Origin of the sequence: Fibrobacter sp., from assembly GCA_017503015.1 — a bacterium.
Lineage (GTDB): Bacteria > Fibrobacterota > Fibrobacteria > Fibrobacterales > Fibrobacteraceae > Fibrobacter.
Genome location: JAFVTX010000066.1, coordinates 1 through 15,061 on the forward strand (window position 1 = coordinate 1; position 15,061 = coordinate 15,061).

13 protein-coding genes and 1 tRNA gene are annotated in these 15,061 nt (G+C 49.9%); 11 read left to right on the plus strand and 3 right to left on the minus strand.

Annotated features, from left to right (window positions below; genetic code table 11):
• The coding region (locus IKB43_11825; protein MBR2470813.1) for a hypothetical protein at positions 1 to 1,426 on the plus strand (1,426 nt) is incomplete at its 5' end.
• A gap of 173 nt (positions 1,427 to 1,599) precedes the next feature.
• Positions 1,600 to 2,325, plus strand: a complete 726-nt coding sequence (locus IKB43_11830; protein ID MBR2470814.1) for a UDP-2,3-diacylglucosamine diphosphatase — start codon at positions 1,600 to 1,602, stop codon at positions 2,323 to 2,325.
• Positions 2,326 to 2,327: 2 nt separating this feature from the next.
• Here IKB43_11830 and IKB43_11835 read toward each other — a convergent pair whose 3' ends face one another.
• From IKB43_11835 to IKB43_11845, 3 genes are all read right to left on the minus strand, one after another.
• On the minus strand, positions 2,328 to 2,777 hold the full coding sequence (locus IKB43_11835) for a hypothetical protein (GenBank protein MBR2470815.1): 450 nt from the start codon (positions 2,775 to 2,777) through the stop codon (positions 2,328 to 2,330).
• A gap of 2 nt (positions 2,778 to 2,779) precedes the next feature.
• The gene (locus IKB43_11840; GenBank protein ID MBR2470816.1) at positions 2,780 to 3,457 is read right to left on the minus strand and encodes a hypothetical protein; all 678 of its coding nucleotides are present in this window, start codon (positions 3,455 to 3,457) and stop codon (positions 2,780 to 2,782) included.
• 150 nt (positions 3,458 to 3,607) lie between these two features.
• Complete coding sequence (locus IKB43_11845; GenBank protein ID MBR2470817.1) at positions 3,608 to 4,387, minus strand: alpha/beta hydrolase; 780 nt, start codon at positions 4,385 to 4,387, stop codon at positions 3,608 to 3,610.
• 237 nt (positions 4,388 to 4,624) lie between these two features.
• Between IKB43_11845 and IKB43_11850 the strand changes: the two genes are divergently transcribed.
• From IKB43_11850 to IKB43_11890, 9 genes are all read left to right on the plus strand, one after another.
• Positions 4,625 to 5,464, plus strand: a complete 840-nt coding sequence (locus tag IKB43_11850; protein MBR2470818.1) for a TIGR02147 family protein — start codon at positions 4,625 to 4,627, stop codon at positions 5,462 to 5,464.
• On the plus strand, positions 5,461 to 6,894 hold the full coding sequence (locus IKB43_11855; protein ID MBR2470819.1) for a carboxypeptidase regulatory-like domain-containing protein: 1,434 nt from the start codon (positions 5,461 to 5,463) through the stop codon (positions 6,892 to 6,894). Before IKB43_11850 ends, IKB43_11855 begins: the two co-directional genes overlap by 4 nt.
• A 53-nt stretch (positions 6,895 to 6,947) precedes the next feature.
• Positions 6,948 to 7,018 (plus strand) — tRNA-Gln (locus IKB43_11860).
• A 65-nt stretch (positions 7,019 to 7,083) separates the two neighbouring features.
• Positions 7,084 to 7,860 (plus strand): RsmB/NOP family class I SAM-dependent RNA methyltransferase, encoded by a 777-nt coding sequence (locus tag IKB43_11865; GenBank protein ID MBR2470820.1) that lies wholly within the window; start codon positions 7,084 to 7,086, stop codon positions 7,858 to 7,860.
• A gap of 17 nt (positions 7,861 to 7,877) precedes the next feature.
• Positions 7,878 to 9,515 (plus strand): hypothetical protein, encoded by a 1,638-nt coding sequence (locus IKB43_11870; GenBank protein MBR2470821.1) that lies wholly within the window; start codon positions 7,878 to 7,880, stop codon positions 9,513 to 9,515.
• 10 nt (positions 9,516 to 9,525) lie between these two features.
• Entirely contained in the window at positions 9,526 to 10,092 is a 567-nt protein-coding gene (locus IKB43_11875; GenBank protein ID MBR2470822.1) for a DUF1007 family protein, read from the plus strand.
• A 56-nt stretch (positions 10,093 to 10,148) separates the two neighbouring features.
• Complete coding sequence (locus IKB43_11880; protein ID MBR2470823.1) at positions 10,149 to 10,973, plus strand: hypothetical protein; 825 nt, start codon at positions 10,149 to 10,151, stop codon at positions 10,971 to 10,973.
• 10 nt (positions 10,974 to 10,983) lie between these two features.
• The gene (locus IKB43_11885) at positions 10,984 to 12,639 is read left to right on the plus strand and encodes a PCMD domain-containing protein (GenBank protein MBR2470824.1); all 1,656 of its coding nucleotides are present in this window, start codon (positions 10,984 to 10,986) and stop codon (positions 12,637 to 12,639) included.
• Between the two features lie 10 nt (positions 12,640 to 12,649).
• Positions 12,650 to 15,007 (plus strand): PCMD domain-containing protein, encoded by a 2,358-nt coding sequence (locus tag IKB43_11890; GenBank protein ID MBR2470825.1) that lies wholly within the window; start codon positions 12,650 to 12,652, stop codon positions 15,005 to 15,007.
• Positions 15,008 to 15,061: the final 54 nt, after the last annotated feature.

Consider the following 15,061-nt stretch of genomic DNA (forward strand, 5'->3'; position numbering starts at 1 on the left):
CAGCATCCCCGAATTCAAGACCGAGGCCGCCCTCCCCGACACCTGCGAGATGGAAGTGGCCAAGGCCGGCGACACCTATTTCGCCTGCTTCGAGAACAAGTGGATCGAAGTCACCGACTCCGCCACCGTGGAACAGCTCAAGGAAGGTCTTGATGAAGACGAAATCAAGGCCAAGCTCGAAGAACTGGAAGACCAGCTGAAGCCCGCCACCCCGGCCAAGCCCAAGTCCTCCAGCAGCAAGAAGACGGACGAAGACGTAGACTCCAGCGACAGCGATGAACCCGAAAGTTCCGCCAGCGAAGAATGCACCGGCCGTCGTTGCGGCAATGGCGACAACTCCAGCAGCTCCAAGAAGAGCAGTGGTGGAAATGGCGGTAGCGGATCCGGCGAAGGCGGTGAAGGCGGCAGCTCTCCCTCCAGTTCGACTAGCGGTTCCAGTGTGACCCGTGACGAGCATTTTAAATTGCTAGATGAATTTGTAGATTGGAAGTCGGGAACCAAGGCCGTTGTAAAGACGACTATTGATCCAACAGATATGGAATCAGCTCTGAAGTCTGATGGATTTGATGTAACCGTCTATGATAGTGAGGATGATGCAACTACAGCAAATTTGTTTACGTGGATGGCGTCAGGGGTAAATTTGGGAATCCAAAAAGATAATGCAGTTTTTCTGAAAACAAATAACACGCCAGAGGATAGTTCAGTTCTTTTTTTCATTGTTAAAGAGGAAGCTTCAGATATGGTGGGTTATGCGCATGTTTTATCCAGAGGTAAGTGTGGCACTTCCGTCTATTTCAAGGATACCCAAATTTGTGAGGAAGGCAAAGTCTTGACTAAGTGTGGAACGGAAACCTTTGCTCAGGATTTCTCAAATATCAAAGTTTGCGATGAAGGAGTGATTAAAGGTATCTGTGGGGAAAATTACGATTTCTACGATCCAAAGAAAGAATTCTGTGATGGTCGTGACGGCCGTATTTACGGATATCTCATAGATGGTTATGGATACGGCTGGATGACGGAAAATCTGGCCTATAAGACGACGAATGCCAAGTACTGGAACAACAACAGCGCCAATAGTGCTAAGGGCTATTACTATCCGATAGCAGATGCTCTGGAGGCGTGTCCTAAAGGTTGGCAGCTCCCGGAACAAGAGGAATTCTGGGCTTTGTATGATATGTCAATCCTCTATGGCGAAGTTGATCCTCTTGATATGAAATTTTCAGCTGATGGTTATTACGATGGGTATTTTAATGAGACGTGGATGACTACTACGAATGCTCGGTATTGGACTTCATCTGAAGGAAACACAGGTACTTATAGTGTCATACAAATTGATGTTGAATCAGGCGATTACAAGACGGATATTGGTTATGATGGATATGATCTTTACCCTGTGCGTTGCAGTTCTAAGGATAAAATGAAATAAAATTTAGGTCTTGTTTGCGCCCGAGGTCCTACGACCCCGGGTGTTTTTTTTATCAGGACATCAGGCTCACGACTCACCACTCATAACCCACAACTCATTTCCCGCGCCTCATACTCCCCATCCCCTAGATCCTAGATCCTGCCCCCTAACACCTAATAACTAAATTTCCACCTATGGAAAAGCCCGCATACTTTCTCGGAGATGCGCACTTGGGGGTAGAACCTCCTGGGGCAGTCCCGTATAGAGAAAATCTTTTGATCGAACTCTTGCGCTCTTGGAAAGGTGCGGCTAGTCACGTGGTTATCCTGGGCGACCTGTTCGAATTCTGGTACGAATACCGTTACTATGTGAACAAGGAGCATTTTCACCTGTTCCGAGCTCTTGCGGAACTGGTGGAGTCTGGTGTCCAGGTGCACCTGCTGCGAGGGAACCACGACTTTGCCTATGGCGATTTCTTCCCGAAAAATCTCGGTGTACAGGTTTCTTCAAATTTAAAGCTGGATATTCAGGGTAAAAAGGTTTTCTTTACCCATGGAGATGGCGTAGCCCGCTCAGACTGGAGCTATCGAGTCTTTCGAAAAATATTGAACAATCCGCTTAACCAATGGCTGTTTAGACAAATTCACCCGGATTGGGGGATGACCCTTGCCCGCCTCGTTGGTCGCCGAAGCCGCAAATTCGGTGCCGACCGCGAAATCAAGTTAGAGGAATATCTGGCCTGGGCAGAGCGTGCCATAGGGAAAAACAATTGCCAGATATGCATCCATGGGCACCACCATATTCCGGGCATCTGGCCGGTCAAGAACGGCTTGGTGGCGTCTCCAGGCGAGTGGATAAAAAAACTCACCTACCTTAAGTTTGAGGCAGGTGAGTTCTCTATTGAAGAATTCAAGAAATAACGCTATTTCATGTTACTCGCGTTGTCCGCACGTGTTTCTGAAGATTTCATCATCTTCTTGCTGGAGTTTTCACCCCAGATGGCGGCCACAAGGTCTGTGCTTGCGAACTTGTCCCAATAAACGTCAACCCAGCACCAGTGATGAACGGTGTCTCCGCGATCTACAACAATTCCTTTTTCGTTCACCCAATTTTTGCGAACAGAAAAGGTCATGTTTTCTCCCTTGGATTCCATGCCGAATTCATTCTTGACGGTGGCGGCTTCTAATGTCCACTCTTTTCCGTCGGTCCGCTTGTAGAGGAACACGTTGAACACAATCAACACGGCCGTGAAGATGATGGTCCACTTGTAATTCTTCTTGGTCAGAAGAAAGATAACCAGCGCCAGGAGCAAAACGCTCACCGCAGCGAAGTTATAGTGAATCGTGTAGAACGCCTTGAGTACGTCAATCATTTTTAGCCTTTCTTAGCCTTTTGCGCCGCGATAAGCGGGGCAACACTGAAGGTGAGGGTTTTGCCGTTCACCTTGCAGTCCGTGCGGTAGCTCTTGGTAGGGAGCGCAATCCCGTGAGAAGAAAGCGTGCCCATGAAAGAGGCGTTGGCATGGCTTGCAATGGTGCGGACGTTGATGAAGCCTTTCTTGCCGAAAGATAGCTTAAAGACCTTCTTGTTTGCGTCGTATTCCGCAATCATGGTATCGTTCTTGGCCGTTTCCATGGCGGTGCTGGTGCGCTTGTCAAAGATGATGGTTCCGCGGGAATCGATGGAGAGCATAGGGAGACCGGCGGAGTTACGGCAGGCGATGGGCTCCCAGGTGCCTTTTTTCTTGGCGGGGGCCTTTCCGGTAAACACGATGCGGGAGCCTTCCTTGACGACTGTGTAAGCGCCTGTGGCGATCTGGAATCCGACGGCATTCAGGGCGCCCTTGAAATACAGCAGGTAGCCGCTTCCGTTGGGCATAAAGCGGTAAGACGTGGGTTTGAGGGTCTTGGAGGGGGTTACTGCAATGCGCTTGCCGGTCTTGTCCACTTCCAGGTCTGCATAGGGCGTCTTGTCCAATTTCAGTTCTTTGACGATTTCACCGCTGAAGCGGACAAAACCGCGAATATCCATCTTGATTACAAAGTTATCCATTTTTATTTACACCTTTTTTTTTGTTGTTCCCCAGCATCCAACAAGTTAAAAATGTTGGTGGGTTCCGTCAAGAAACATAGTAAAAAAATGGGATTAGAGGGCGTTTTTTGGAGATATGATGCCAACCTTGTATACAAAAATAAGTAGGAATTAGTCTGAGATGTGGCTTTGGACGATTTCTGTCAATGTGGCTCTAAACGAGCCGCCATCTCGTTTCCAGACGGTTGCCCCCTGAAATTTCTGGGCAAAAATGTGACCGCGGTCACTAAATTGGACCCGGTCAAGCAATATTCCAATTTGGTCTATAGGTGTGCCGTTTTTGCCAGTGTTTATGACGTCTCCCGCCCGAACGAGGAACTTCGGGTAGAGAAATCCGTACTTGTACACAAGGGCATCGGCGATGCTTTCTACGGGGTCAATTAAGATGAGCCTTGTCTCTCTATTGCTGTTGTTAAATGCAAGGATGGCGCCTGTTCCGCGACCAGCGATGAATTTCGGTGCTGTTCCGTTTACCTGGGTGGCACATTCCAGGATTTCTTTAGAATCTGGCGAAAAAGTCTTTTCTGACGGCGTTCCCTTGTTGTTGCCGGAACCGCGGTAGTTGAAGGTGACCGGCGTGACTCCCGGAAGGCTGTCCAGTTCGGCCAGGAACTGGGCGGCGTCCTCGTCGGCGTCGGGGTAGTAGAGAAGTGTCGGGGTTCCCGCTTCACCCATCTTCCAGCCTTCGAGAACGGTTCCGTCTTGCAGGGTGCAGCTGATGCCTTGGGCGTGGCCTTCGATGGCCGCCCGGGCTTCTTTGTGAGGTATGGCCCTGGGGTAGGCGTTTCGCCGTTCTGTCAGGGCGAGGTAGAACACCATGCTCACGTAGATGACGGCAAGGATCCCTGCGAGGCGTAGAATTTTGAAGACGAAGTTCTTGATAACCTTCATGGAGCCAATTTTAGAAAAATCCATAGGGCAAAAAAAGAACCCTCGGTGATTTGTTCACCGGGGGTCTAGGGATGGGATTGGGTGTTCCCTAAATATAAACAAAAAAATTGCCAGTGTGGTATACCTTTTGAACTAAAAGTGTTCTCAAAGTGTTCTTTTTTAATAAAAATCGGCAAAAATGATAATTTTTTCTTAAAATAAGTGTTCCCAAGAAAATAAAAAATTAAATTTAAACCGATGAATATCTTTGCGTACTACAATTACCGCAAGTATTTGCAGGATTATTACGAATACCGCAAGTCTTTACAGCGGTACTTCTCCTACAGGTCCTTCGCCCAGAAGGCGGGTTATTCCTCGTCGGGCTATTACCTGGACCTGGTCCGTGGCCGCAAGTCCCTTACGCCCCAGATGGTGCCGAAGTTTATAGCGGCACTAGGTCTGAACGAAAAGGAAGGTCGTTACTTCAAGCTGATGGTGGACTTCACCCACGCCCAGTCGGTAGAATCCAAACAGCAGATTTTTGACCAGATGTCTTCGCTTTTGCCCAAGGCGGTAAAGGCTCTGACCAAGAACCAGCAGGAATATTACGCCAAGTGGTACCATGTGGCGGTTCGCGAGGCTCTTTCGGTCTTGAACATCAATGAAGGGAATCTCCAGGAGCTGGCCTGGTTTCTGAATCCGAAAATTTCAGTGCCCCAGGCGAAACAGTCCTTGCAGTTGCTGTTGGACTTGGGACTTATCGAAAAGGTGGACGGCTTTTACCGTTCCGTGAACAAGACGGTGACCAGCGGCAAGGAAATTTCGCCCTTGTTCGTTCACCAGTTCCAGAAGCAGATGATTGACCTGGGCAAAGAGGCCCTGGACCGCTACACTACGGCCCGTCGCAACGTTTCGACGACCACCATGAGCGTTTCTGCCGCCGGGCTTGAACGGATTATCCGAAAAATTGATATGTTTCAGAAAGAGATTCTGGATATTGTTACATCGGATAGCGGTGAAACCATGTTGTGCGAACTGAACGTGCAGTTCTTCCCCATCAGTAAAGAGAAGGTGGACCTGCCGGAGGAGGAAAAATGAGGTTAGCGACTAGTCTAGCAGCATTGCTTTCCGCCTTTGGTTTTTGGGCGTGCAGCAACAACGATTCCGTGGCAGGAACTGCCACCCAGACCGAGAATACCGTTGCCAGCCTGGATACCCTGAAGGGCGTGGTTTACCATAAGAACGGAACCAAGACCAAGGGCGCCGTTGTGCGGATGGTCTTGTCGTCTAAGTGGGAAGATGCCGGTTGGTCCGATTTCCGCGAGACGGAAACAGATGCACAAGGGCGTTTCTCGTTTGCGAACGTGCCTGCGGATACTTTCCAGCTGGCGGTCATCGACTCCGCCTCTAGCGAAATCCTTTATCTGCCGGAGGCTTCTGCAGAGGATGATTCTCTTGTTCTTGAGGCTGCCGCCAAGGTGAATGGCTTCTTGACTCTTGGCGATTCGGCTCTGGCCCCTGTGTCTGTAGGGTCTCACTTCAAGGTTTATGTTTCGGGCATCCCGTTCTTTGAATCGGTATTTGCTCCCGGAGCCTTTGAACTGCTGGTCCCGGAAGGATCTTGGACCTTCGGCTTCTGCCCTGGTGACCCGATGGTCATCGAAAAGCTGCAAGAATCTGGAATCGCCGATTCCGTGATTTTCCGCAGTTGGAAAATGTCCAAAGCTTTAAAGTCCGGCGAATCCTTGGCTCTTGATACCCTGGTTTGGGGAGCAAACAAGAAAGCTGATTCTGCCGAAAAAGACGACCCTAAGGGGGACGTTGACCTGAAGGATACCACGAGTAAAAAAGACACCACGGAAACTCCGGCTGTTCCCAAGGCCTGGATTTCGGGCCAGGTGGACTGCTCGAACCTGGATCGTTGCGATAGCGTCGAAGTCATGGTCATTACGGACCTGTTCGGTTTCGGATTTGCAAACGGCCTGACTCTGGAATACGAAATTCAAGCCCGGACCGACACTCTAGGTCGGTGGTGGTTGCCCGCTCCCGAAGAGGTTCCTTACGACTCCTTCCGTGTGGAATACCGCCAGAGGTCGGGGGAGACCGTGACCAACGTGGGTCTTTCCCGCTACGTGAAAAAGTCTGAACTGGAAGCTGCCAAGGATACCCTGTCTATCGGTAAGGCCTCCTTGGACAAGTATTCCTGGATTTCGGTGGGCGTTAGGCTCGTGGTGGACCAGCAGGACAATCAGCAGAGCGAGAATTGCTTTATGAACAGCGTGGTCCTGGGCATAGAGGGAACCTCCCACTTTGTCCGCACGGTAACCTGCAATATGTACGTGCTGACCTATCTGCCCAGCGGAATGCAAAAATTGATATTCTACTCCGGGGATCCGGTGGTGGTTTCTGCCCTCCAGGAGGCAGGAACGCCCCAGTACAACTATGTGAGTACGGTTGACCAGAATCTGATGGCGGGTAACGGAATTAAGGAACTTTGGCTTACTTATACCCCTCCTACGGTAAAATAGTTCAAAATACCCCTTGCCGAAGTGACTTTTTTTTCTAACTTTGGTGAGCACTTTGAGCTATGGTGTAATGGTAGCACAACAGATTCTGACTCTGTTTGTCTAGGTTCGAATCCTGGTAGCTCAACGAAAGTCCCGCTCTACGGCGGGATTTTTTATTTTTCTTCTAATCCCTAGATCCTATTCCCTATTATGGAATTCTTCGACTATTACGAACAACTGTTTGGCGACCGGTGGCCGGCCCTGCTGGATTCCCTCAAGGGGGAGTCCTGTTTTGAAACGTTGCAGTTCGGAGAATGCCTCGAACCGTATTACCTGGACAAGGCCTCTGTCTTTGCCGCAAAGGCCCTAGGGGTGGAGCCTGGGATGGATGTCTTGGACATGTGTGCCGCCCCCGGCGGAAAATCCCTGATAATCGCCTCTATGCTTCAAGGACAGGGTTCCTTGCAGTGTAACGATCGTTCGCCAGACAGACGGGAACGCCTTAAGCATGTTTTGGAAAATTCTTTGCCCAAGGACTGGCGAAGCATTATCAGTGTTTCGGGTTACGACGGTGTCAAGTTCGGCCTCCATAGGAAGGAATCTTTTGACCGGATTCTGCTGGACGCCCCTTGTTCTTCGGACCGGCATGTGCTGAATTCTCCCGCCCACCTGGAAGTCTGGTCCGCAAAGCGGATCAAGAGGCTGTCGGTGGAACAGGGCTCCCTCTTGGCCTCGGCCATAGATGCGTTACGCCCGGGAGGAGTTCTTGTTTACGGCACCTGTGCGCTTTCACCGCTAGAAAATGATGGCGTGGTTTCGAGAATCCTGAAAAAACGCCCCGAGGCTTGTGCTGTTGAAATCCCGGATATTCCACAGGGCGCGGACCGCACGGATTTTGGGGTCCACATTTTACCCGACAGGACAAACGGGTCTGGGCCTATTTATTGCGCAAAAATCAAAAAAAAGCCCCGACCAACAGGTCTTTAATAATATATCTTTGGAGTATGTGGAATCGTATTTGCGTGCTCTTTTTGGCCTTTGTGATGGCTCTGCCTGCCTTGGCCGATGAAGACGACTGGGATGATGTCCCTGAATCGTCCGCTCCTGCGGCCGAGGCTCCTGCACAAGTCTCGGAACCCGCTGCACCTGCCCCTGTGGCAGAATCCACTCCAGCGGCTACAGAGCTTGCTCCGGCTGCAAAACCTGCCGAAAAACCCGTCGACCCCTTTGCAAAGCTTGATAGTGCAAAAGCCCATGTTGATACCGTCGCCAAGCCCGCGGCTGGTCGTGAAGTTCCTGTCCGTTACTGGATTATGGGCGATTCTGTGGAACAAGAGGCCATCTTTGTAAAGATTGAAAGAGACTCTGTCTATCTGAAACGCCCCAACGCAGACGAACAGAAAAATTTGGAAAAGTTGCAAGAGGCGACTATTGCTGCCATGGAAGAAAGCAATGGCCAGCACCAGGAAGACGAAGAAGACGATGAAGCCGATTCCGTAGCGACACCGGCTCCGGCCGCTCCTGTGGCCGTGGCCGACACCACTCCGGCAGAACAACCTCAGGAACAGCCCCAAGAAGAAGTGGACGACGGCGCCGACGACGATTTCGAGACCGCCCTCCAGAAAGAAGACACCCGCATGAAGCTAGAAGAAATTGCCCGTGTCGAAGAGGAAATCCGCCAGCAAGAGATTCAGGACAGTATCGCCGCCGATTCCGCAAACCCCTTCATCAAGATTTACCGTTTGGACCTGCGTCGTCTCTACAACATGGAAGACGACGAGATGATCGACCTTGGCCTTTCGAATTATGTGGTTCCCGAATATGTGGACGACGAAGAGGACCTGGAGCTTTATCCGCCTGGAAGCGCAAACCTCTTTGTGACGTCGGTCCCTGCGGCTTGTTCCCTTTTTGTGAACGGCATTCCTATTAAGCAGGTGGCGCCGGATACCATCAAGCGCATTGCGCCGGGCAAGTACACCATTTCGGTGATGCAGGTGCTGAAAGGCGTGGAATGGTGGGGCACCGCCGTGGTCCGTATCAATTCCGACAGCCTAAACCGCATAGAGATTCCGGTAGAACGACCCTCTACCAGGTTGACCCTGAATACCGACCCCGAAGCGGTAGAAGTGTTCATCAACGAGGTGCCTACGGTGAACATTATGCCCCACTACATGACAGACGTGGTGGTTGACGGAATTCGCCCCCAGGCAAAGACCAGCCTTTACTTTAGAAAGGTTGGCTACCGCGATACCACCATTGTCACCGAAATCAAGGCGTTCATGCCGAACCTGATTAACGTGGAAATGGAACCCATTCTAGACGACCTTGCCTTGATTGAAGAACAGAACGCCTTTAACGATGAACGCAGCAAGCGTCGCATTGGTCGCGGGCTCTTGTGGAGCTCCATCGTTCCCATTATCGCTGGCGGTGTCATGTGGTACCTGGCCGAAAAGGACTGGAGTGACGCTGCCGACAAGAAGAAGGCTTACGGAATGTCGGCTTTTGAAAGTCCCGATACCCAGAAGATGGTGAAGGACAACCACGACCTGAACAAGAAAGGCGATACCAAGGCCGGTATAGGCATTGGACTTGGGGTTGTGGGAGTCGGCCTATTGGTTGCAGGCTTTGTTCTTGCGTTCTAAAATTATCCTTTTGTTGCTCGGGCTATGCGCTTCTGTGGCCATGGCCCACCCACATGTGTTTGTAGATGCTACTGTCAAGGTCCTATTTAACGAAAAGGGCCTTTCTGGTGTTGAAAACCGGTGGGTTTACGACGAGGTCTACAGCATGGCGACTATCGCCTCTGTAGATGCGGACGGAGATGGAAAACTGTCGGCTAAGGAAAGCGATGCTTTAAGACCCGTTGTTTTCGGCGAGGCCTCCAAGGCGAATTATTTCAACTATATCCAGTGCGGTTCCGAATTCTTAAAGGTGGAAAAGATCAGTTCCTTCAAGGCTTCGGTAGAAAATAGACGACTGGTGCTGGATTTTGTGTTAGATTTTACAGTCCCTGTTACAAACGATTATACTCTGCTAGTGCTAGTAGTGGCGGATCCTTCCAACTATGTGCAGGTGACCGCCGACATGGAAAATGCAGAGGCTTCTGCGCCCGAGAGTATCGATGTGGAATATTTTTCCGACAGTCTTGAGGGATTGTCTCTTTTTAAGGCTTTCCTTTCGTATGTAGAGGGCCTATACCTCAGATTCAAGCAGAAGTGACAAAATAGCCTATAACAGGAATCCCGCCTTTGCGGGATTTTTTTTATTTTTATGGTATGAAACGGCTTATTTTGTCCGTGGCGCTTTTTTGCCTTTGTGCAGTTTCCGCATTCGGTGCGGAGGCCGATTCCCTAGTGCAAAAAAATACACCTCCTGCAAAGGTTGAATCGCCTGCTCCAACGCCCCCTAAAGAGGAATCGAAACCGGGTGGTCTTTTGGATGCCCTTTACCCGGTGGATCCCGACGAATCGATTGCCGCCGGACATTTCCAGGGAGGGGCGACCCTGTCCCTGATTCAGGCCAATACCGAAGATGATGCCCTGAATGTTATCCTTGGCGATATCTATGAGGGCGAAGGCTACATGTTTACCGTCGAGGTCTTTGGGGGGTATTTCATCAAGGATGCCTTGGCTGTAGGAGCACATCTGGGTTATACCCGCACCTGGTTCGATATTGATTTTTCCCTTTTAGAAGACATAGCCGATGTCAAACAGCACCGCAAGTACATGAGCAATGGCTTTTTTGCGCAGCCTTTCCTGAAGAACTACATGAAGGTGCTGGATAGCAGGAATCTGTATCTTTTTAACGAGACGTCCGTGAAGGTCGGGTATTCTTACGGAATATCCCAGACAGACGACGGCGAAGAAATGGACAAGACCCGTAACAAGACCTGGACCATCGAGGCGGGACTGAATCCGGGTATTTGTATTATGGTGTTGAGCCGATTTGCCTTTGAAACTTCTGTGGGACTTTTGGGACTCAGTACCAGCGTTATCGATGTAGAAGAAAACGGCGAAAACCATAGCAGGCTTGTCTACAACATCGTGAATTTTACCATCAACCTCTTGGCCTTGGATTTCTCCCTGGTGTACTTTATTTAGGAGGCGGGTGATGAAGATTGCTAGAGCAACGAAATTTCTGCGCTGGAACATGGCTGCGCTTTTTGCTTGCGTTGCCAGCCTATGGGTGGGGTGCTCGGAATCTTCGGAAAAGCCCCTGTTCCCCGAAGACGAAATTTCGGAGGAAATGGAACTGAAACTTTCCGGCTGGAAGGTGGATTCTTTGGATACTGAAAAACTGGTTGTCCGAGTTTCGCCGACGAAGGGCTGGCTAGATTCCCTGGTTATTGATTCTCTGGCCCTTCCGGGAAGTTCCGCCTTGTATTTGGCTGCTGACGACGATTTGGTGGACCCTGCGTTGGGCGAAAAGCTTGTTCCCGGAACGGTGATTTCGACGAAGGATACGAACCAGTTCTCCATTGTGGCCTTGGATTCCTACAACAGGATTGCGGGCGTGTGGTTGGTGGTATGGAAATTGCCCGAGACGCCAAAATCATCGGACTCCAAGGCTGATTCTTCTAGTGATGCGATGCCTTCGTCTTCGGAAACTGCAGATTCTGCGGGCTCGTCAGAAACGGGTTCGTCATCGGATTCTTCGGCGGGCACGTCATCAGGTTCATCGTCGGATTCGTCTTCTGGGGAGTCGGGAACTAGCGGAGGCTCGTCGGAGTCGGCAGGCGGTGAAAGCTCCTCTTCGGAAGAGAACGATTCTAGCAGTAGTGAGGCTGCCCAGCCTCAGGCGGTAAAACTTGCGGACTTGAGCGTGGATGGCGGCACTGTTACGGTGGAAGGCACCAAGGTCTACGTGGAAATGCCCTACGGTTCGGATCTTTCTAGCATCCAGTTGATTCCCTTGGACACGACGAACAATTTGATTCGCCCTGTAGAAATGGAATTTGAAGATGCCGACGGAAATGTGGGAACCTACAGCGTGGTGGCGGGTGTGCAACTGCCAGGTTCTGATTTTAGTGCTCGTAACGATTTCTGGGCTACTACCAGCGATGCCATGGCGGAGGAAGGGAGAGCCACGGTTGCCTATGTTACAAACTACCGCTTTAAGGCAGAGGAAAACCTCTCTGAAAATGGGGAAAGTTTGTCCCTTTCTTCAAAAATTGTAACCTGCGGATGGGGGGTGTCCAATGCAATAATTGACGGTAGTTGGAAACTTGCCGGAGGCTTTTATTTTGTCGGTGCATATAGTGGCTCTGATGCTAAAAATATTTACGATGTTGATTACTCTTCGGGAACACCATCTACTGACGAATCCTACATCGCAAAGGACATGACTTTCGGTAAACCCTTTACGGCCCGCCCGACTGCGTTTGAAATCAAATATTCTTATAATCATGTAACCAATAGTTCATCGGACTACCCGCAGAAGAGCCTCGTGTACGTGATGCTTGTGGGCGAAGGCGGAAAAGTTGTGGCCACGGGGGCATTCTCTGACGGTGCTAGCACCGATATGGTTACTCGCACAGTGCAACTATCTTATGGAGCCGATCCTTTCGGGCTTCTTTCGGGTGACTATGCCATTGCAGAAGGCTTGACTCTCGGAACCGGCGACGAGGATGTCACCACCATTCATGTGATGTTTGCCTCCTCTGCCTATGCTCACGTGGTTGCCGGAGGGACGGCAGGAAATTCGGGTAAGTACCGCGGTGGCGAAAATTCCAGCCTCACCCTGGACGATTTCAAATTGATTTACTAGGAGGATGAATATGATTCTATTCGAAAAAAAGAATTCTCCTGTAAAGACACTTTGGCTTGCCCTGCTGGTCTGTATTTTGGGACTTGTTTGGGGCTGTTCCGCCGATTACGATGAATTCGGCGAGTCGCCTTACTGCGATTTCGATGAGATTCATTTTGCCGGCGAGGCTGCAGGCATTCAAGTTTTTGCCGATGAACACAAGGTTGTTGTAACCTTGGAGGAACTCTCCGATTCCCTTGCTACCTGGGATTCCGTAACTATCGAAAGTATCGACATTAGCCACATGGCGACCTTGCACCTGGTAGAAAGCAAAATTATAGAGTTTCCGACAGATTCGGCAGGTCTAGATTCTCTGGCAAAGCAGGTGGCTTATGTGGAAAAAAAGCTGAAGAAAGGGCAGCGCTTACGTTTGCCTGCAAGCCGTGTCCTTTATGTTTTGGTTGTTGCCGAAGATGGAAGCAAGTCAATATGGAAATTGCAATTTGAAATTCCTGGTGAAAAATCTCCTGCCGAAGATTCTGGGGAGAGCGGTGACGAAAATTCCGACAAGAAAAGCGAGGATGCCGCCAAGTCCTCGGATAACTCTATTTCGCTAGAGTTCAAGGATGCCGTTGAAACGAAATCCTCTGGTGACACGGTTTACGTGACATACTCTCAGGGATTTGATATCAAGTCTGCAACACTCACCAATGTGGTTTTGCCTCAAAAAGCAAAAGCTTCTCCGGACCCGAAAACGATAAAGGATTGGTCGGTTCCGCAAAAAATCAAGGTGACTGCCGAAGATGGTTCTGAAAAGAGCTGGGTGATTGTTGTATCTGCAATAAAGAGCAATGCGACGGACTTGCAGTTGCTTTTCAAGGATCAGTTTAAGGTGAACCGTTCCCAGGATACAGTTTATATCAAGTTGAAAAACGGCTCCTCCATAGGGTCTGCCGCCATTGATTCCTGGAATGTTTCTGCCGGAGCTTCTGTTGATCCTGAACCCGATGCTGTGAAAGCCTGGAAAGATTACCAATCCTTTAAGGTAACTGCTGAAGATGGAACTGTCAAGACATGGGTGCTTGCTCTTTCGATAGCTGCTGCCGACGAAAAGGTTTCTAGCGACAAGGAGCTGGTTTTTATTTCTGCGGTCGGTGAAGAATCTGCGGCATCGGTTGACAAGATCAAAAAGACGGTGGAACTACACTTGACGGCAAAATCAGACATTTCAGCAGTCAAGGTTTCGTTGAAGGTTTCAGAATCGGCATCTCACAATTTGCCTGAAGTTGTTGACCTTCGCGATGCCGTGATGTTTACGATTACTGCTGAAGATGCATCGACTGAAACTTGGACTTTGACCGCATCACTCCCTCTAGAACCCCCGCAAGTTTTGTCCGCCAAGATTGCGGGCAAGCAGGCTGTTATCGATAATGACGACATGTCCATTCATGTAGATTCGTTGCCGTTCCGTACGGATTTAACCTCCCTGGAACTGACAGAACTTAAACTTTCCAAGGGGGCGACGACCGAAGGTTTCTCTGTTGGCAGCAAGTATGATTTTGGCGCAGGGCAGACGTTGGTTGTGAAAAACACTGCAGGAGAATCGGTAACCTACAGGGTAAAGGCCGGATATCAATTGCCTGGAAGTGATTTCAATAACTGGAGTGATAATGACCCTAAACCAGATTCTGTATGGAATAATGCCAACACGATTCTTACCACGACTAAGAAGATTTCCGAGGGTTCCATGATTGGAGCCGAAATTAAGACAGGCGAAACTTTGGGAAAGGTGGCTAGTGGCAGCCTTTACACGGCCGTATTCAATCCCAAAGGAGTAGGTCTTTTGTCTATGGCAAATGCCAATACTTGGCCCGATGGTAACGAACTTCTGGACTTTGGTAAGCCGTTCGCCGCCCGCCCCGAATATATGGAAATAAAGATTTCTTATTCGGGAAGTGGGGATAGTTGCGACGCGTACATTCTGTTGGAAAATCGTACAGGTGACAAGAACGTCAACAGAAAAACGAGTGATGTAAACAAGTTGGTGGCCAGTGCCTGGTACCGTTCTACAAAAGATGACAATACGGGACGATCCAATCCAGATGTGGTCAGTGTTTCTGAGCCCGATGCCAACGGAATGCGTACGATACGGTTGAAGCTAAAATATGGCACTCCTTTGTCGGGATCGCCTATAGAGAAATCCTCAACCTTCAATACTACGTTGCAATCCAGCAATAAGAGTGCGGTGAACAATGGCCTGATTCAGGGAACGGGAGAGGAACCCGTCACTCATATTCGCGTGGTCTTTGCTTCTAGTGCCGACGGAAACCACTATGTGGGTACGAAGAACGCAACCTTAATTGTGGACGAAATGCGCCTAATTTATTAGCACTGGGCATTTAGGACTGTTTTGCCCCCGATTTGTGTCGGGGGCTTTTGCTAT

Bases quoted from the DNA above. Each gene is read 5' to 3' on its own strand.
- IKB43_11840 (MBR2470816.1), bottom strand. From the start codon at position 3,457: ATGGATAACTTTGTAATCAAGATGGATATTCGCGGTTTTGTCCGCTTC.
- IKB43_11850 (MBR2470818.1), top strand. From the start codon at position 4,625: ATGAATATCTTTGCGTACTACAATTACCGCAAGTATTTGCAGGATTAT.
- IKB43_11830 (MBR2470814.1), top strand. From the start codon at position 1,600: ATGGAAAAGCCCGCATACTTTCTCGGAGATGCGCACTTGGGGGTAGAA.
- IKB43_11865 (MBR2470820.1), top strand. From the start codon at position 7,084: ATGGAATTCTTCGACTATTACGAACAACTGTTTGGCGACCGGTGGCCG.
- IKB43_11855 (MBR2470819.1), top strand. From the start codon at position 5,461: ATGAGGTTAGCGACTAGTCTAGCAGCATTGCTTTCCGCCTTTGGTTTT.
- IKB43_11835 (MBR2470815.1), bottom strand. From the start codon at position 2,777: ATGATTGACGTACTCAAGGCGTTCTACACGATTCACTATAACTTCGCT.
- IKB43_11885 (MBR2470824.1), top strand. From the start codon at position 10,984: ATGAAGATTGCTAGAGCAACGAAATTTCTGCGCTGGAACATGGCTGCG.
- IKB43_11845 (MBR2470817.1), bottom strand. From the start codon at position 4,387: ATGAAGGTTATCAAGAACTTCGTCTTCAAAATTCTACGCCTCGCAGGG.
- IKB43_11880 (MBR2470823.1), top strand. From the start codon at position 10,149: ATGAAACGGCTTATTTTGTCCGTGGCGCTTTTTTGCCTTTGTGCAGTT.
- IKB43_11870 (MBR2470821.1), top strand. From the start codon at position 7,878: ATGTGGAATCGTATTTGCGTGCTCTTTTTGGCCTTTGTGATGGCTCTG.
- IKB43_11890 (MBR2470825.1), top strand. From the start codon at position 12,650: ATGATTCTATTCGAAAAAAAGAATTCTCCTGTAAAGACACTTTGGCTT.